General features: G+C 67.8%; 16 protein-coding genes. 10 read left to right on the plus strand and 6 right to left on the minus strand.

Annotated features, from left to right (window positions below):
* Positions 1 to 947 (plus strand): RsmB/NOP family class I SAM-dependent RNA methyltransferase (locus Q8O14_06100; GenBank protein ID MDP2360309.1); only part of this gene is annotated, 947 nt, incomplete at its 5' end.
* Between the two features lie 83 nt (positions 948 to 1,030).
* Here Q8O14_06100 and Q8O14_06105 read toward each other — a convergent pair.
* From Q8O14_06105 to Q8O14_06130, 6 genes are all read right to left on the minus strand, one after another.
* Entirely contained in the window at positions 1,031 to 1,330 is a 300-nt protein-coding gene (locus Q8O14_06105; protein MDP2360310.1) for a M48 family metallopeptidase, read from the minus strand.
* Entirely contained in the window at positions 1,317 to 4,268 is a 2,952-nt protein-coding gene (locus Q8O14_06110) for an HsdR family type I site-specific deoxyribonuclease (protein ID MDP2360311.1), read from the minus strand. Before Q8O14_06110 ends, Q8O14_06105 begins: the two co-directional genes overlap by 14 nt.
* Positions 4,269 to 4,384: 116 nt before the next feature.
* Positions 4,385 to 5,506 (minus strand): Fic/DOC family N-terminal domain-containing protein, encoded by a 1,122-nt coding sequence (locus tag Q8O14_06115; protein MDP2360312.1) that lies wholly within the window; start codon positions 5,504 to 5,506, stop codon positions 4,385 to 4,387.
* The gene (locus tag Q8O14_06120) at positions 5,503 to 6,792 is read right to left on the minus strand and encodes a restriction endonuclease subunit S (protein ID MDP2360313.1); all 1,290 of its coding nucleotides are present in this window, start codon (positions 6,790 to 6,792) and stop codon (positions 5,503 to 5,505) included. Before Q8O14_06120 ends, Q8O14_06115 begins: the two co-directional genes overlap by 4 nt.
* Positions 6,789 to 8,615 carry an N-6 DNA methylase gene (locus Q8O14_06125; GenBank protein MDP2360314.1) on the minus strand — a complete coding sequence of 609 codons (1,827 nt, stop codon included), beginning with the start codon at positions 8,613 to 8,615 and terminating at the stop codon, positions 6,789 to 6,791. Before Q8O14_06125 ends, Q8O14_06120 begins: the two co-directional genes overlap by 4 nt.
* Before the next feature lie 114 nt (positions 8,616 to 8,729).
* Positions 8,730 to 9,407, minus strand: coding sequence for a hypothetical protein (locus Q8O14_06130; protein MDP2360315.1), 678 nt, complete (start codon positions 9,405 to 9,407; stop codon positions 8,730 to 8,732).
* 197 nt (positions 9,408 to 9,604) lie between these two features.
* On the opposite strand from Q8O14_06130, the gene Q8O14_06135 reads away from it, so the two are divergent.
* From Q8O14_06135 to Q8O14_06175, 9 genes are all read left to right on the plus strand, one after another.
* Positions 9,605 to 10,315, plus strand: a complete 711-nt coding sequence (locus tag Q8O14_06135) for a YggS family pyridoxal phosphate-dependent enzyme (protein MDP2360316.1) — start codon at positions 9,605 to 9,607, stop codon at positions 10,313 to 10,315.
* On the plus strand, positions 10,315 to 10,563 hold the full coding sequence (locus Q8O14_06140) for a YggT family protein (protein ID MDP2360317.1): 249 nt from the start codon (positions 10,315 to 10,317) through the stop codon (positions 10,561 to 10,563). Before Q8O14_06135 ends, Q8O14_06140 begins: the two co-directional genes overlap by 1 nt.
* Before the next feature lie 8 nt (positions 10,564 to 10,571).
* On the plus strand, positions 10,572 to 11,084 hold the full coding sequence (locus Q8O14_06145; protein MDP2360318.1) for a DivIVA domain-containing protein: 513 nt from the start codon (positions 10,572 to 10,574) through the stop codon (positions 11,082 to 11,084).
* A 4-nt stretch (positions 11,085 to 11,088) separates the two neighbouring features.
* Positions 11,089 to 11,973 carry a purine-nucleoside phosphorylase gene (locus tag Q8O14_06150; protein MDP2360319.1) on the plus strand — a complete coding sequence of 295 codons (885 nt, stop codon included), beginning with the start codon at positions 11,089 to 11,091 and terminating at the stop codon, positions 11,971 to 11,973.
* A 16-nt stretch (positions 11,974 to 11,989) separates the two neighbouring features.
* The gene (gene ileS / locus Q8O14_06155; protein MDP2360320.1) at positions 11,990 to 15,145 is read left to right on the plus strand and encodes an isoleucine--tRNA ligase; all 3,156 of its coding nucleotides are present in this window, start codon (positions 11,990 to 11,992) and stop codon (positions 15,143 to 15,145) included.
* Between the two features lie 39 nt (positions 15,146 to 15,184).
* Entirely contained in the window at positions 15,185 to 15,562 is a 378-nt protein-coding gene (locus tag Q8O14_06160; protein ID MDP2360321.1) for a TraR/DksA family transcriptional regulator, read from the plus strand.
* The gene (locus Q8O14_06165; GenBank protein MDP2360322.1) at positions 15,537 to 16,136 is read left to right on the plus strand and encodes a signal peptidase II; all 600 of its coding nucleotides are present in this window, start codon (positions 15,537 to 15,539) and stop codon (positions 16,134 to 16,136) included. Before Q8O14_06160 ends, Q8O14_06165 begins: the two co-directional genes overlap by 26 nt.
* Positions 16,133 to 17,305: an RluA family pseudouridine synthase gene (locus Q8O14_06170; GenBank protein ID MDP2360323.1), complete on the plus strand. Its 1,173-nt coding sequence runs from the start codon at positions 16,133 to 16,135 to the stop codon at positions 17,303 to 17,305. Before Q8O14_06165 ends, Q8O14_06170 begins: the two co-directional genes overlap by 4 nt.
* Positions 17,306 to 17,408: 103 nt before the next feature.
* Positions 17,409 to 18,179: an NYN domain-containing protein gene (locus Q8O14_06175; GenBank protein MDP2360324.1), complete on the plus strand. Its 771-nt coding sequence runs from the start codon at positions 17,409 to 17,411 to the stop codon at positions 18,177 to 18,179.
* Positions 18,180 to 18,248 lie beyond the last annotated feature (69 nt).

Genomic DNA, 18,248 nt, shown 5'->3' on the forward strand with positions numbered 1-18,248 from the left:
GCCTGGAGGAGCTGGCCGCCTCGGAAGCGGGACCGCCCGCCGCCCTGCGCGAGGCGGCCCGCCGCCTGCCCGGCGTGGCGGCGCCCCGTCTGCCCGACTGGATCCGCCGCGGGCTGCCCGCCGGGGTGGACGCCGCCGCCCTCGCCCTCGCCTGCCTGCGTCCACCCTCCCTCTGGATCCGCGCCCGCCGGCCCGAGGCGCCGCTGCGTCGCCTGCTGGAGGCCATTCCCGCCAGCGCGGTAGCCCATCCGCGCCTGCCCGCGGCCTGGCGCCTGGAGTGCCGGGAGGACCTCTACGCCACCACCGCCTACCGCCAGGGGGCCTTCGTCCTGCAGGATCCGGCCAGCCAGGCCATCGGCGCCCTCTGCGGGGCGGCCCCCGGACAGCATTGGCTGGACCTCTGCGCCGGGGCGGGCGGCAAGAGCCTGCAATTGGCCGACGCCATGGCGGGCAAGGGCGTGGTGGAGGCCTGCGAGGTGAGCGCCGCCCGCCTGGCCGAACTGCGCCGCCGGGCCAGGCGCCTGCAGGTCTTCAACCTGAGGGGACACGCCTGGGACGGCCAGCGCCTGCCCCGCCTCCCGCCGGCGGACGGCGTGCTGGTGGACGCGCCCTGTTCCAGCAGCGGCACCCTGCGCCGCAACCCCGACCTCTGGCAGCGCCCCGCCCCCGCGCTGGCCGCCCTCACCGCCCTGCAGGACGGGCTGCTCGACCTCGCCGCGGCGCGCGTCAAGCCGGGGGGCCGCCTCGTCTACGCCACCTGCAGCCTGCTGGCCGTGGAGAACGAGGAGCGGGTGCAGGCCTTCCTCGCCCGCCATCCCGCCTTCCGCCCGGCGCCCCTGGTCAACCCGCTGGACGGCCGCCCCGGCGACGGCCGGCTGCGCCTCTCACCGCTGGACGGCGACCACGACGGCACCTTCACCGCCACCCTCTGGCGCATGATGGACTAAGATAACACAATGGAATTGTTATGGATATGTGATGTTGACGGCTATTAAAAGGAGTAAAAATCAAATGAATTAATTACAATTAATTATCTACAAATATTGAATTTCTTCCAGTTTGGCACATATGCACTCATTAATGTCTTGAATACTCTACCGTGATTGGGTATCCGCAGATGCAAGAGCTCGTGGGCAATGACGAAATCTTGAAAGCCCGAGGTCTGATCAACAAGATCCACGGCCAGCGTGATGATGCCGGTCGTCGAACACGAACCCCATTTGCGCGTCATGGTCTGCACACGGACGATCCGAGGTTCAACCCTTAACCGTCGAGACCAGTCCTCCACGCGTTGGCAGAGGAGCTGGCGGGTTCTCTTACGCGCTCGCATCGCCATCGCCGCCGAGCAGGATCGTGAGGATGATCTCCACGACCCGCCCGCGCTTGTCCTTGTCCAGCCCCAGAAGCGGACGGTAGAGCGCTGCACGCAGCTTGCGCTGCTCGTCGGCATTGACTCGCGCATTGGGGAAGCGGGCAAGCAGCGACTCGGATGACCGCGCCAGCTCCATTGCGACGGTACCGGCACCAGCAAGCTCCCTGTCGTCCTTCAGCGACCAGTAGACTCCGAAAGCTCGGGCGGACAGGCCGCTGTCCTTGGCGGCGTTGACCGCCTCTTCCTTCTCCCTGGCCAGCGCCGCCAGCATGTCCAGAGCGGCGAGTCCGGTCGTGGTGCGGTTCTCAAGATCCTTGAGAATGCGCTCAGCTCGCTCTTTCAAGGTTTGCAGGATCGATGATCTGTCGGGGTTCTCGTCGATCTCCAGTTGCAGCCCGCGCACCAGGTTGAAGACCTTGCCTTCGTCCGAACCAGGCTTCCCGCGAATTCGCTCCAGCGTCTCGACATCGAAGGTCACGCTCCTCGTGACCTGTCCCAGGCCATACTGGGAGGCGTTCTCCTTGACAAGCGTGGCGGTCTTGTAGGCGAGATCGGCGGTGTAGCCGCCACGATCGGCGTAGGCGTTGCGCACCGTCGCATAGAGCTGCGCCAGCCGCTTGAAGGCGTCGATGTGATCCCGCAGCTCAGGCGAAGGCGAGAGGATCTCCCACAAAGCCTCGATTTCCTTGTAGGCTTCGAAGAAGGCCTTCCTCGGCTCTGGATCGAGAAAGCGGCCGTAGACCAGTCCTTCCAGTTTCTCGTCGGCACCACCCTGCTCGCCGGCGTCCAGGTAGTCCGTCCTGGCCCTTGCGATCCTTGCAAGGAAGTCCTTCAGCAGCAGATCCAGATCCTCGATGACGCCGCTGACGTCGGTGCTGTCGAACTGCAGCGCCTTGTTCAGCTCGCGCAGCACGCCGACGAAGTCGACCACAAGTCCGACACACTTCTGGACTCCGTTGGCGTCCACGAGAGGCCGGTTCACCCGCGCGATGGCCTGCAACAGGACATGGTCGCGCATCGGCTTGTCGAGATACATGCAATAGAGAAGCGGCGCGTCGTAACCGGTCAGCAGCTTGTCGGTGACGATGAGGATCTTCGGGTCCCCGGCCGGCTTCTTGAAGAGCAGGCGGACGTCGGCCTCGCGCTCGGGGGTCAGCTGCAGCTTCGCGACCAGCGGCCGCTCGACCACATCCGCCGCGCTCTCGGTGTAAACCGCTTCAGACCAGGAGGGCGGCAGCAGCTTGTCAAGGGCCCGCTTGTACTTGGCGCAGGCCTCGCGGTTCACGCCGACGAGGAAGGCCTTGTAGCCCAGCGGCAGCACCTTCTCCTTGAAGTGGGCGGCGACGAAGGCGGCGACCTTCTCGATGCGGTCGTCGGCGCAGAGGAAGGTCCGCAGACCCACGGCGCGGTCAAGCACGAGGTTGAGCTCGTTGATGTCGGTGATGCCTTCAGCCGCGGCGAGCTCGAAGAACTCCTTGTCCAGCCGCTCGGCGGGAATCGTCATCTCGCTGGGCGCCATCGTGTGGCGGATGGGCAGGGTGGTCCCGTCCTCGATGGACTCGCGGATCGAGTACTTGTCCAGATAGCCTTGTTCATCGTCAATGCCGAAGATCTTGAAGGTCCCCGCGCCCTGCGCCGTCTTGGCGATCGGCGTGCCGGTGAAGCCGATGATCGTCGCGTTGGGCACGGCCGCCATCAGGTAGGTGCCCAGGTCATGGGCCACGGAGCGGTGCGCCTCGTCGATGAAGACGTAGATGTTCTCCCGCGGGTTGGCGCCCTTGTCGATGCCTTCGAACTTGTGGATCATCGAGAGGATCAAACCGCGCTTGTCGCTCCTCAGCAGGTCCTGGACCTCAACCTTTGAGTTCGCGCGCCAGTTCGGGATGTCATGGCTCTGCATCTCGCCCAGCAGCCTCTCCACCCAGCCCTTGAGCTGGCCTTCCAGCTCGCTGCGGTCCACCACCAGGATCACCGTGGCATGCTGGAAGCGCTCCTTGTCCTCCAGGATCAGGCGGGCGGCGGTCAAAAGGGTGAAGGTCTTGCCCGAGCCCTGCGTGTGCCAGATCAGGCCGCACCTCCGGCCCGCGTCCGCGCAGCGCGCGACAACCTTGTCGACGGCGGCGCGCTGGTGCTGGCGCAGGACGGACTTGCGGGTCTCGCCATCCTCGACATAGAAGAGGATCCAGTGCTGGAGCGTGCGGAGGAAATCGGCAGGCTCGAAGAAGGCCTGCACGGCGAAGCGATAGGATTCGTCCGGCCGCTGCTTCCAGCGCGCCATGAAGCGGCGGTTGACGTTCCAGGTGACGCCGTACCAGTAGTCCAGCAGGTGGGTGACGTTGAAGAGCTGCGGCGTCCCGACCAGCTCGGGGGTCTCCAGTTCGTAGCGCCTCAGCTGGGTCACGCCCCGATCGATGGCGCCGCCGTCCTTCGGATTCTTGTGCTCGACGAGGCAGACCGGCACGCCGTTGACCACGAACATCAGGTCGGCGCGGTTGCCCTTGCGGGCGGGCGGCTTCAGCTTCCATTCCCAGGTGACGTGGAGGACATTCGCCGCCGGCGTCTCGAAGTCGATGAGCTGGACGCGCCGGTGGCGCTCCTCCTGCTCGTCGTGCCACTGCCGCTCGCCGCGCAGCCAGGCGAGCATCTCGCGGTTGCCCTCGATGGTGGGCGGGAGCGCCTCCAGTTTCTCGATGACCTGGCGGACAGCATCGGCCGACAGCCAAGGATTGAACTTGGCGAGAGCCGCCCCCAGTTCGTCGCGAAGCAGCATGCCCTCCTCGCCGCCACGCTTGCGCCGGGCGGCTTCCGGCGTCAGCGGTGTCCAGCCGACGCCGGCGGCATGGGCCACCATCGGAAACTGGACGCTCCCCACCTCGCTGATGCACAGTTCAGACATCTGCCACCTGCTCGAACCGGCCCGATTTGCGTCTTGCGCGTTCAAGCCTACGGCCGTTGTGTATCATAATCGTCGTATCGTGATACTCAAACGAGCTTGATGCGCATTGGTGAGACTCAAAACACGATCCGTCCTTCAGCTATGTTCAGCAAAGATGGAAAAGCGAAGATCGCCGACCGCCGACCCGAGCTCTCCAGAATCGTGGTCAGGATCCCGGCCTCCCGCAGCAGGCCGAGGAAGCGGTGCGCCGTCGGTTTCGGAATGGACGAGCCATTGATGAAATGACTGCTGGCGAAGATCGGCCGCTCGAAAAGGAAGTTCACGGCCCGGTTGGCGTGCTGGGAATGCGTCAGGTCGGTGATCTCCCGCAGCATGCGCTTGTGCAGGTCGAGGATCGCCTGCGCCCGGGACTGGTTGTCGGAGGCCTGCGCGATCAGCCCCTCGAGGAAGAAGGCGCACCACGGGGTCCAGGCGCCGTCCCGCGAGACGGCGCGCATCGCCTCGACGTACTGCTCCCGCCGCGCGTCCAGATAGCCGCTCATGTAGAAGTCCGGCCCGCGGAGGATGCCGCGCTCGAAGAGGAAGAGCGGGATGAGCATCCGGCCCAGCCGCCCGTTGCCGTCCTTGAAGGGATGCAGCGCCTCGAACTCCACGTGGAGGACGGCGAGCTGGACGAGGGGATCGCGCTCCTCGCGGCCCTGGAGATAGCGGGTCCAGGCGTCCAGGCCAGCCAGCAGGTGCTCCTGTGGCGCCGTCACGAAACTGGCCTCCTCGATCCGGCAGCCCTTGGGGCCGATCCAGTTCTGCTCCGTGCGGAAGGCGCCCGGGCTCTTGTCGCGGCCCCGCACGCCGTCCAGCAGCAGGGCGTGCGCCTCGCGCAGCAGGTGCGGCGAGAGCGGACGATCCGCCAGGGACTTCGTGGCGAAGACGAGGGCGGCGCGGTAGTTGCGGATCTCCTCGGCCTCGTCGCGCTTGGGCTGGGAGAGCCCGGCGCCGTCGCCGGCCTCGATCTGCAGCACCTCGCCCATGGTGACGGTGGTGCCCTCGATCCGCGAGGAGAGCACGGCCTCCTGGGTCGTCAGGGGCGCCAGCAGGACGGCGGGATCGGGGATCGCCGCCAGCAGGCCGTCGTAGCGCGCCAGCGCGGCGCGGGCGTCGCCGATGAGGGGCACCAGCCGGGCCCAATCGATCTGGCCGGGCGGGAAGCCGCCCAGGTGGTAGCGGACCGCCTCGCTCATGCCGCCGCGTCCGACTTGGCTTGCGGGGACAAGGCCGTCAGGTCGAGATCCGCGACGCGCAGGGCGCCGGTCATCAATTGGTGCAGCAGCGCCCGGAAGAGCTGGTCGAGGACGGCGCGCTTGCGGCGGTGCAGGTCGATCTTGCGGTCGATGGCGTTGAGGATGGCTGCAACTTCCTGTTGTTCTTCCAATGCCGGAGGCAACGGAATTGGAACGCTCCGCAGGAAGGCACAGGTCAGTGCGCCTTTTGTGCTCCCGCCGCCCGCTCCGACTTGACGAAAGTAGTCGTACTGCGTCTCCAAGTATCCTCGTACGAATGACGGTTCGGCAACCTTGAGGTCTGTTGCGACATAGGCGATGTGCTGATTGACAGTGGCGCGCATTCGTAGGACAGCACAATGCCCGAGCGTCTTTCCCTGTCCAGTGATGGCTATAAGAATTGCTCCTGGCTCGATCTGTGGCAAGTGGCATTCTCGAAGCGCTGCGGCAGTGACGAATTGGTCCGCCTCTTCGATTTCGCGATCATAGACCTTCGCACTCGTTAACCATGGAAAGTCACCACCATCCCAGTAATCCTTGATGTTCCTCTTTGGTGTCGAGCCATTGCCGATTCTTCCGAGTGAGCCAAGTGGAACTACATCCCAACTCTCCGGCACTGGACCGATCTCGGTCTCCTTCTGCTCCTCGCCCCGCAGGCCGCGCGTGAACAGGGTGCGCATTGCTGCGCGCTTAAGATCTTGGGACAGGGCGGTACTCCTGTCGTGAACATGCATCGCCTCCCGCACCCTCGCCAGAGCGCGGACGATTTCTCGCTGTTCGTCGATCTCAGGATGTGGCACATCCAATGCTGCAAGTCGATTCCGCGACAGGTTGGGAATCGTGGTCTTGTTTCCGGCGCCCTCGTAGATGCCGAGCTGAGTAAATCCGGATTGCAGGAAGTAGACGTAGAAGCGTGGCTCGACATCATCCAACAGCGGCCGGAGACGATGGAGGTGGTTCTGGAAGGACATGACCTCCCGCTCACCATTCCAGATGGCCGCGCGCCCAATCTCGCCGCCTTCACATACCAGCAAGTCACCGGGCAGCAGCAACTTATCTAGAAGCTCATGGTCCGGAATCGCCATCTCATCCACCGTCGTGAGATCGATCTCATCCCACAGGACATTTGAAGTGCGCAGGAATGGCGTCTTGCAGTACCCTTCGCGGGCGGCGGCGGACATGGTCTTGCCCGCCCCGATTTCAAAGAGCTTGCCGAGAGGGCAAAGGGACCAAGACTCGTTGATCATAGCCGCCCCAGCATCTTGGCAAGCGAGGCGTCAATGTCGTGCGCTTGCTTGTCAAGCCCCAACAGCTCGGTCACGATGTCCTTGATCGGGCGCTCGCTGACTGCGTCAGCCTGTGCAATCCATCGGCTCGGGCTCAGGTTGTAGTCCGCCTCCTCGGCCTGTTGGCGCGTGATGACGGCGATCTCTCCTTCCACCGGCTCGCCCTTGAGGAAGGCCGCCGCCAGCGGGCGGATCTCCGCCGCGGGGATGTAGTTCTTCGGCCGGCCCTTCAGGACACGGCGCGAGGCGTTGAGGAGCACGATGCGCTCCCGGCGCGCGGCCGGCTTGCGTTTGGAGAGCACCACGATCACGCCGGCGGCGCTGGTGTTGTAGAAGAGGTTGTCCGGGAGCAGGATGACGCCGTCGATGTAGTCGTGGTCCACGAACCACTTGCGGATGCCGCGCTCCTTGTCCTCGTTCTTGCTGCCGGAGCCGCGCGTCACCGCGCCCGTGTCCAGCACCACCGCCGCCCGGCCCCGCTCGTTCAGGCAGGCCAGGGTGTGCTGCAGCCAGGCCCAGTCGCCTTTGCCCGTGGTGACGCCGCCCTGTGCGCGGAAGCGGTCGAAGGGGTCGTCGGCGAAGATGTCCGGGTTGAAGGGCTGGTTCCACATGGGATTGGCGACGACGACGTCGTAGCTGCGGATGCGGCTGTCGGCGGTTTTGAACTTGGGGTTGATCATCGTGTCGCCGCGCGCCATCTGCACGTCCATGTCGTGGATGATGGCGTTCATTTGCGCCACGGCGTAGCTCTCGGCCGTCAGCTCCTGTCCGAAGAGCTTGAGCGGCACCTTGCTGGAGGGGTCCAGCTCGCGCGCCACCAGTTGGAGCTTCACCAGCAGCCCCGCCGAGCCGCAGGCGTAGTCGTGGCATTCCTCGCCGGGCTTCGGCCGCAGGATGTGGGCCATGAGGAAGCCCACCTCCGTCGGCGTGAAATACTCGCCGGCGCTTTGGCCCGAGCCCTCCGCGAACTTCCGCAGGAGGTACTCGTAGGCGCGGCCGAGGAAGTCCGGCTGCACGTCGGCCAGGCCCAGGCGGTAGCGCGCGTCGGAGAAGGTCTCGACCACCGCCATCAGCTTGGCCGGGTTGATGTCGCGCTCGCCGTTGCGCTCCGCCGCGAAATCCACCACGTCGATGACGCCCGCCAGCGTGGGGTTGTGGCGCACCACGGCGCGCACGGCCCGGGTCAGGTGCTCGCCGATGTCCCGGGGCCGCGTGCCGCGGCCCTGTTCGTCATCGGGCCAGTCGTAGTGCGCGCGGCCGCTGAGGACCGCCCAGCGCGCCTCGGGCGGCAGGTAGAAGCGGAGCAGCCCGTGATCGCCCTCCGCGATCTCCAGCGCCTGCCGCCGGTCGCCGTACTCCTCGGCGAGACGGTCCAGCTCGTCGTCGAAGACGTCCGACAGGCGCTTGAGGAAGAGCAGGGGCAGGAGGAAGTCCTTGAACTTGGCGGCATCCTTCTCGCCGCGGATGGAGCAGGCGGCGTCCCAGAGCATCTGCTCCATGGGCTTGGTGGTGGGCGCGGCGGCGCGCGCCCGGGTCCGGCGCCGCGTCACCTGCGCCGCCGCCTGGGTGGAGTCCGTCTCATGATCCTCCAGGTCGATCCCGGCCTCGGCGGCAAGGGCGGCAATGGCGTCGCGCGCCGCTTTTTGCGGTGCGTTCAATCCGCCTTCCCAGCGGTTGATGGTGGCGAAGGAGACGCCCAGATAGGCGGCGAGCTGCTCCTGCGTGAAGTCGAGCTTGGCGCGGATGGCGCGTAGCGTGGCGGCGATGGTCGTTGATTTTGTCATGTCTGCAATATATGACATATAACAAACGAACTAAGCACAGAGTGATGGAATTTGCGAACCTATCAAGACGCCGTGCCCCAGCCTTGTTGACTCTTGGGCCGCACAGTTGGCGCCTCAGCCCCGCGCCAGGGTATGTCCCGCCTCCTCCTTCAGCCGCAGGTAGAGCAGCGTGTTCAGGATGCCGTGGATGGGACCGAGCAAGCCGAGGCCGAGAAGGAAGGGCAGGATCTGCGCGAGGGTGGGCTGGCCCTGGGCGAGGACGACGCGGGCCATGGGCAGGGCCAGGAGCAGCTGGATCAAGCCCTGGGCCACCACCAGCACGGCCACCAGACCCAGGCGCGGCCGGGTGAGGGCCACGCTGGTGCGCAGGCAGTCGAGCAGGCCCCCGCCCTCCAGCATCAGCGCGGGCAGGGCGACGGCCCAGAGCGAGGCGAGGAGGATGCCGGGCACGATCAGGAGGAGCACGCCGGCCAGCACCAGCGTGGAGACGAGCAGGGAGAGGAGGGCGAGGAGCGTCAGGCGCTGCGCGCCGCGGAAACCGCCCATGAAATCCTCCACGCCCGGTCGCTCCTCCAGCAGCACGCGGCGGGTGGCGAGGATCAGGCCGGCGGCGAGGGGACCCTCCAGCGCCAGGGAGAGGGGCAGCCCGAGGACAGGCAACTGGCCGGCGGCATAGGCGGCCACCAGCATGAAGAAGCCGTAGAAGAGGAACCAGTTGGATTCCAGGCTCCACACCTCGTAGGTCTGGCGGAGCAGGGGCAGCAGCAGGGCGGGGCGGGGTGTGGGGCTCAAGGCGTCCTCGTTCCGTTGACGGTGCGGTCCGCAATATGGCACGAGCGGGGCCAACCCTGCCCTCGCGCCGCGGCGCCGGGCCCTGCCTTGGCAAGCTGCGCCCGGCTCATTCCCTATATTGGGCCGCGATTTCAGGCGGGTCGGCCGGGAGCGTGGAGCGCCGGGTCCCGCCATGGGTTCCGGGAAGGGGTGGTCCCGTGCGCACCGACGCAGCATTCGTGGCTTCACGCCTGGCCCGGCTCGAGCGGCGCATCAAGCTGGCGGCGGACAGCGCCGCGGCGGGCGGCGGCGAGGCGGCCGCCCGTGTGCGGGTGGTGGGCGTCACCAAGTACCTGGCGGCGGCCCAGATGGGTGCCCTGCGCCAGGCCGGCTTGATGCTGTTCGGTGAGAACCGCGTGCAGGATGCCCTGCCCAAGCTGGAGCTGCTGCGCGGGGAGGCCGCCCCGCAGGAGTGGCACTTCATCGGCACAGTGCAGGGCAACAAGGCGCGGGCGGTGACGGGGCGCTTCGCCCTCATCCACAGCGTGGACCGCCTGGAGCTGGCCCGTCGCATCTCGCAGGCCGCCACGGAGCAGGGCTTGCGCCAGGACGTCCTGCTGGAGGTGAACATTTCCGGCGAGGCCTCCAAGCACGGCTTCGAGGCCGCGGAGCTGGAGGCGCTCTGGCCCGAGCTGGCCCGCTTGCCCGGCTTGGGCATCCGCGGCCTGATGGGCATGGCGGCGGAGGACGCCCCGGCGCGGCCGGCCTTCCGCGCGCTGCGCCTCCTGCGGGATCGGCTGGACCCCGGACGGCGCCTTCTGGGCGAGTTGTCCATGGGCATGAGTGGCGACTTCGAGGCGGCGGTGGCGGAAGGCGCCACCCTGCTGCGCATAGGACGGTCCCTGTTTAGCGAGGAAGCGGAGATCTGATGGACGAGCTGATTCGACTTGCCGCGCACGTCTACATCCTCATCATCATCGCGGCGGCCATTGTGAGCTGGATGGGGATCGACCGTGAGCATCCGCTGGCGCAGTTCCTGCAGCGGGCCACCGAGCCCCTCTTCCGCCGCATCCGCGGCCTGATCCCGCCTGTCAACGGCCTGGACCTGTCGCCTCTCATCGCGCTGCTGGCCGTCAAGCTGGCGGAGAAGCTGCTCAGCGCCCTGCTGCGATTCTAGGGACCATCATGCGCACTTCGCCCAACGACATCCGTGGCGCCACCTTCAGCCGCCGCCTGCGCGGCGCCGATCCGGCCGAGCTGCAGGTCTTCCTGGGCGGGGTGGCCGACCAGGTGGAGCAGCTGGAGCGCGAGTTGGCCGCCGCCCAGGCGCGCGCCCTGCAGCTGGAGCGGGAACTGGAGCGCTATCGCAGCCTGGACCAGGGCCTGCGCGACACCCTGCTGGAGGTGAAGACCACGAGCGAGGGGGCGCGCGAGACGGCCCGCAAGGAGGCGGAGCTGATCCTGCGCGAGGCGGAGCTGCACGCCGACCAGCTGCTGGCCAGGGGGCGCGAGGAGCAGCGGGCCCTGCGTGCCGACCTCGAGACCCTGCGCGAGCGGCGCGACAGTTTCGTGCGCCGCCTGCGCCACGTGCTGGGACAGCAGTTGGAGCTGATCGACCTGCTCGCCCAAAGCGCGCCGGCCGGCGGCGAGGACCAGGAAGAGGAGGCCGCCCGTGCCGGACAAGCGTCCGACGCTTGAGCAGATGCGCCACGGCGCCGCCCGCTTGCATGGTTGGTTGGCCGGGGAGCAGCCCCGTGCCGTGGTGATCCTGGGCACCGGCCTGGGCGCCCTCGCCCGCGAGGCCCAGATCCTGCGCAGCCTGGACTACGAGGAGATTCCGCACTTCCCCGTCGCCACGGTGGAGAGCCACCATGGCCGCCTGCTCCTGGCCCGCCTGGAGGAGCAGGGTCCGACCGTGCTGGTCATGCAGGGCCGCTTCCACTTCTACGAAGGGTGGTCCATGCAGGAGATCACCTTTCCCCTGCGCGTCTTCGGTCTGCTGGGCGTTCGCCTGCTGGTGGCCTCCAACGCCTGCGGCTGCGTCAATCCGCAGTTCCGCAAGGGCCAGCTGATGGTGATGGAGGACCACATCAACCTGCTGGGCGACAACCCGCTGATCGGGCCCAACCTGGACGGGCTGGGTCCCCGCTTCCCCGACATGAGCGCGCCCTACGACCCGGAGCTGATCGCCCTCATCGAGCGCCTCGCCCTCGAGCGGCGCATCCCGCTGCAGAAGGGCGTCTACGCCGCGGTGGGCGGACCCTGCCTCGAGACCCGCGCCGAGTATCGCTGGCTGCGCACGGCCGGCGCCGATGTGGTGGGGATGAGCACCATCCCAGAGGTGATCGTCGCCCGCCACATGGGTCTGCGCGTGGCCGGCTTCTCCATCATCACCGACGAGGGCTTCCCCGAGGCGTTGAAAGCGGTCGCGCTGGAGGAGATCCTGGCCGCCGCCGCCCAGGTGGAGCCGCACTTGACGGTCCTGGTGCGGGATCTCCTGCGCGAGACCGATCCCCTCCTGCGGGCCGCCGCCGCCCTCCCCTGTGAGCTGTCCTTCCGGCACGAGGCCGGGACCGGCGGTGCCTGAACTTCCTGGAGCATCCGTGAGCCGCTACACCCCCGTCCCGTCCAAGGTCGACTTCCCCGCGCTCGAGCACGAGGTGCTGCGCTTCTGGGACGAGGAGCGCGTCTTCGCCCGCAGCATCGAGCAGCGCCGGCACTGCCCCGACTGGGTCTTCTACGACGGCCCGCCCGGCACCAACGGCCGGCCCCACATCGGGCACATGCTGCAGTCCGCCCTCAAGGACCTCTGGCCACGCTACAAGACGATGCGCGGCTTCCGCGTGCTGCGCCGCGCCGGCTGGGACACCCACGGCCTGCCGGTGGAGCTGAAGGCCGAGCGGGAGCTGGGCCTGACCGACAAGAGCCAGATCCCGGCCTTCGGTGTGGAGAAGTTCCAGGACTACTGCCGCTCCACCGTCTTCCGCTTCAAGGACGAGTGGGAGGACAGCATCCGCCGCATCGGACGCTTCCTGGACCTGGAGGACCACTACGCCACCCTGACGGCGGACTACATCCAGAGCGACTGGTGGGTGATCAAGCAGATCTGGGACAAGGGCCTGCTCTACCGCGACGTCAAGATCATGCCCTACTGCGCCCGCTGCGGCACCAGCCTCTCCAGCCACGAGGTGGCCCAGGGCTACCAGGACGTGACGGAGCTGACCCTGACGGCGCGATTCCGGCTGAAGGGCGAGGCCTCCACTTATCTCCTGGCCTGGACGACCACGCCCTGGACCCTCCTGGGCAACGTGGCCCTGGCCCTGGGCCCCGAGGTGGACTATGTCTTCGCCCGGGTGGGGGACGAGACCCTCGTCTTCGCCCGCGACCTGTTGCCCGCCGTGCTGGGGGAGAGGCCCCACCAGATCCTGCGCACGGTGCCCGGGCGGGAGCTGGGCGGGCTGGACTACGAGCCGCTCTGGGACTTCCAGGCCGGCCCCGACAGCGAGGGGCGGCAACCCCACCGCACGGTGGTGGACGACTACGTCACCGCGGCGGAGGGCACGGGCATCGTCCACCTGGCCCTCTACGGCGAGGACGACTTCCGCCTCATTCGCGCCTACGGGTTGCCCCGCGTCCAGCACGTGGACGACACCGGGCACTTCGTGGCGGGGACCGGCCCCTGGTCCGGTCGCTACTTCAAGGAGGAGGGCCTCGATGTCGAGATCGTGAAGGACCTGGCCGCCCGCGGCCTCCTGCACGACAAGGCCCGTCATGAGCACAGCTACCCGCACTGCTACAAGTGCGAGAACCCGCTCTTGTACCACGCCAAGCCCTCCTGGTTCATCCGCACGACGTCCGTGCGCGAGCGGATGCTGGCCGCCAACCGGGCGATCGGCTGGGTGCCGGCCGGCATCGGCGAGGGCCGCTTCGGGGCCTGGTTGGAGAACAATGTGGACTGGGCCGTCTCGCGCGACCGCTATTGGGGCAGCCCGCTTCCCATCTGGAGTTGCGAGGAGGAGGGCGGCTGCGGCCACCGCCTCTGCGTGGAGAGCCTGGCCGAGCTGGAGCGCCTGGCCGGCCGGCCGCTCGGTCCCGACTTCGATCCGCACATCCCCTGGATCGACCGCGTGCCGGTGGCCTGCCCCGCCTGCGGCCGGCCCATGCGCCGCGAGCCTTATGTCCTGGACTGCTGGTTCAACGCCGGACTCATGCCCTGGGGCCAGTTCGGCTACCCGGCCCGCCCCGGTTCGGCGGAACTGTTCGCCTCCCAGTTTCCGGCGGACTTCATCTGCGAGGGCCTGGACCAGACCCGCGGCTGGTTCTACACCATGCTCGCCGTCTCCACCATCCTGACGGGGGAGAGTTCCTTCCGCCACGTGATCTGCACGGGCCTGGTGGGGGACAAGGACGGCCGCAAGATGAGCAAGACCCTGGGCAACGTGATCGATCCCATGGCCGTCTTCGAGGAGTTCGGCGCCGACGCCGTGCGCTGGACCTTCTTCAACAGCCATCCCTGGAACGCCAAGCGCTTCAGCGAGGAGCTCATCCGCGACGCCGTGAAGGAGATCGTCCTCCCCTACTGGAACGTCTACGCCTTCTTCGCCACCTACGCCGCCATCGACGGCTGGTCGCCCGACCAGGGGCTGGCCGCGCCGGAGGCGGAGCTGGACCGCTGGATCCTGTCCGCCACGGTGCGGCTCAACGAGCGGGTCTGCGCCGCCCTGGAGGCCTTCGACGTCTTCAGCGCCAGCGAAGCGATCGTCGACCACATGGACGAGCTGTCCAACTGGTACATCCGCCGCAGCCGCAGCCGCTTCTGGAAAAGCGAGGACGACGCCGACAAGCACCGGGCCTACTCCACGCTCTACCGCTGCCTGCGCGACCTGACCCAGATCCTCGCCCCCTTCCTGCCCTTCGTGACGGAGGTGGTCCATCAGCGCCTGCTGCGCCCGGCGGAGCCGGCCCTGCCCGTCTCCGTCCACCTCTGCGACTGGCCGCGGGCGGACGAGGAGGTCCGCGACCCGGTCCTCGAGCGGGAGATGGACCTTGTCTACCACGCCGTCAAGCTGGGGCGGGCCCTGCGCGCCCAGCACCAGCTCAAGACGCGGCAACCCCTGGCCAAGATGCTGGTGGTGGTGGGGGCCGGCGAGGACGACCACTGCATCCGGCGCATGGCCGGCCTCATCCGCGAAGAGCTGAACGTGCGCGAGATCGAAATCAGCCGCGACGAGCACGAGCTGGTGGAGATCAGCGTCAAGCCCAACTTCCGCACCCTGGGCAAGCGCTTCGGGCCGCGCATGAAGGAGGCGGCGGCCCTGATCGAGGGCTGGGGCCTGCGCGAGATCGCCATGCTCGAGCACGGCGAAATGCTGGAGGTGCTGGGCGAGCAGGTGAAGTGGGAGGATCTGCTCATCCAGCGGAAAGAGCGCGAGGGCCTCAAGGTCATCACCGAGCACGGCTTCACCATCGCCCTTGACACGGAGCTCACGCCGGACCTGCTGCTTGAGGGACTGGCCCGCGAGCTGATCAACCGCGTCCAGAATTTGCGCAAGGAGAGCGGCCTGGCCGTGAGCGACCGCATCGAGCTGATCGTGCGGGACGGACCCGAGCTGCGCGCCGTGCTGGACGCCCACGGCGAGCGGGTGGCGCGCGAGACGCTGGCCTTGACCCTGCGGCTGGCCGATAAGGAGGATCAGCTGCGGGACATTACCTTGAACGAGGTGCGGACCGCCATCGGCCTGAGGAAGGTGGAGCACTGAGGAGACCGCGCGGCACGGGGCCGGCGGTGAGGAGGACGGATGGCACAGACCTACTACACAGCGGAGCAGCTGGAGGAATTCCGCCGCATCCTGCTGGAGAAGCGGCGGGAAGCGTTGGAGGAGCTGGATTACTGCAAGAAGGAGCTGGAGGAGGGTCTCTCCCAGGCCTCCGGCGACTCCAGCACCTATTCCTTCCACATGGCGGACCAGGGCACCGACGCCCAGGAGCAGGAGAAGACCTTCATGTTCGCCTCGCGCCAGGGCAAGTTCGTCCAGACGGTGGACGCCGCCCTGGAGCGGATCGAGAAGGGGCGCTACGGCATCTGCGTGAAATGCGGCTGCCTCATCGCCGAGCAGCGCCTGCGCATCGTGCCCACGGCCAAGCTCTGCGTTGACTGCAAGACCCCCGAGGAATAGGAGGCCGGCCATCACACGCGCCCGCGCCGTCCTGATCATCGCCCTGTGTTTCGCGACGGACCAGCTGCTGAAGCTGGCCGTTCGCGTTTGGCTGGAGCCCGGCCAGTCGCTGCCCCTGCTGGGGGACTGGGTCCGCCTCACGCTGGTGGAGAACCGCGCCGGGGTGATGGGCATCTCGCTGCTGCCCCTGTGGGCCCTCACCGCGCTCTCGCTGCCGGCCGTGGTCCTGCTGGGCTGGTGGCTGTGGCGTCAGCTGCCCGGCCGCACCTGGCTGGTCCGCCTGCTGCCCTGGGTGCTGGGCGGGGCCGCGGGCAACCTGTGGGACCGCGTCCTGCGCGGTCGCGTCACCGACATGATCGACGTGGACATCCCGGACATCCACCTGCCGGCGGCCCGCCTCGCCGGCTTCGACTTCCCGGGCTTCCACCTGGAGCGCTGGTGGGTCTTCAACCTGGCGGACAGCTTCATTTTCGTCTGCATGATCCTCATCCTCATCCTTGGCCTGAGCGGCCGGCTGGAGCAGGAGCCCCCCGCCGCGCCGGTGTCCGGCGACGGAGAGGGGACGGCCGGGTGAGTCCGCGCGGCCGCCACAGCTTCGTGCGTTACGGCGGCAAGGCCCCGCACCCGCCGGCGATGGAGCCGGAGGTGGAGGAGATCCGGCTGGAGATCGGTCCCCACCAGAGCCCGGAGCGCATCGACCTGTGGCTGGCGCGCCAGATCCGCTTCGTCTCCCGCACCTTCATCCAGCACATCATCGAGGAGGGGATGGTCCTGGCCGGCGGGCGCCCGGTCGCCAAGCCCAGCCAGCGCATCGGCCCGGGCGAGGTGCTGCTCGTGCGCGTCCCGCGGCGGCCGCGGCCGCTCATCACGGCGGAGGAGATCCCCCTGGACATCCTCCACGAGGACGAGCACCTGATGGTGATCAACAAGGCGGCGGGCATGGTGGTGCATCCGGCCCGGGGCAACTTCAGCGGGACCCTCGTCAACGCCCTCATGAACTATCTGGACGAGCTGCCGGAGGAGGCGGGGGAGGACTTCCGGCCGGGCATCGTCCACCGCCTGGACCGCGACACGACGGGCCTGATGGTGATCGGCAAGACGCCCGAGGCGGTGCGCGAGCTGAGCCGCATGTTCCACGACCGGGAGGTGCACCGCATCTACCGGGCGCTGGTGTGGGGCAGCCCGCGCCACTTGCAGGGCACGGTGGAGACGGGAATCGGGCGGGATCCGCGCGACCGCCTCAAGATGGCCGTCCTCACCCTGCCCCAGGGCCGCCGGGCTGTCACCCACTACCGGACCACGGCGCGCTTCGATTTCCTCTCGCTGGTGGAGCTTAAGCTGGAGACGGGCCGCACGCACCAGATCCGCGTCCACCTGCAGCACCTGGGGCACCCGGTCTTCGGCGACGCCGACTACGGCGGCCGGGACGCCCGGCGGGCCGGCTTCACGGGGGACCGCCAGACCCGCGCCCACCGCTATCTGGACCTGGTGGGGCGGCAGGCCCTGCACAGCTGGCGCATGGGCTTCCGCCATCCGGTGGAGGATCGGGCCCTGGACTTCGAGGCGCCCCTGCCGCCGGACATGGCCGCCGTCCTGGCCGGCGAGACGGAGCGGGACGGCCCCCTGCCGCCCTCCACCACCTCGGTCTGGAGCTGGGGTGGCGGCGGAGCGGGCGGCCCCGGCGAGGATGGCCGGCGCCGCGCGCCGCAGCGGGGAGGGAGCGCCGCCTCCCCCGAGGCCTGACCGCACGAGTTCCCCGCCCGCCGGCCTGATCCGGGGCGGGGAGGACAATCACAAACCCGCGCCGGCCGCGCGATGGCCGGCGACCCAAGCTGGATCACGAGACATGAACCTGACCCAACGCAACCTGGCCCTTTATGTGGACTTCGACAACATCGCCATCGGCTTCAAATCCAAGAACGGGACCAAGCTGGACATCCGCATGGTCCTCAACCGGCTGCTGGAGAAGGGGCGCATCATCACGAAGCGGGCCTATGCCGACTGGCACTACTACAGCAAGTACAAGGACGAGCTGCACGCCAACGGCATCGAGCTGATCGAGATCCCCAAGCGCTCCATGACCGGCAAGAACAGCGCCGACATCCGCCTGGTGGTGGACGCCATCGACCTCTGCCACACCAACCCCCACATCGACACCTTCGTCATCTTCTCCGGCGACAGCGACTTCAGCCCCCTGGTGAGCAAGCTGCGGGAGAACAACAAGACGATCATCGGCATCGGCATGCGCGAGAGCAGCTCCAACCTGTTGGTGGAGAACTGCGACGAGTTCCTCTTCTACGAGAACCTGGGGATCGAGGAGCAGCGCGAGGTGCCGGCCTTGGGCAAGACCATTCCCAAGGACAAGCTGCCCGCCATGAAGCAGCTGGTCTCGGCCATCAACGCGCTGCTGCGCGAGGACTCCGAGATCCTGCTGGCCAGCCTGATCAAGGACACGATCAAGCGCAAGAACCCCTCCTTCAGCGAAAGCAGCCTGGGCTACTCCAACTTCGGCGAGTTCCTGGAGGACGCGGCCCGCTTCGACATCCTGGAGGTGACGCGGGACAAGACCCGCGGCGGCACCTGGGTGGTGACCAAACTCAAGGGCTTGACCAAGTAGCCGCAGGCGCCGGGCGTCGCCGGATGCCCGCACGGGCTGGAGCAAGGAAATGGAATGGGCCGCTCCCCT

This window comes from bacterium (assembly GCA_030685015.1).
In the GTDB taxonomy this organism is placed as follows: domain Bacteria; phylum CAIWAD01; class CAIWAD01; order CAIWAD01; family CAIWAD01; genus CAIWAD01.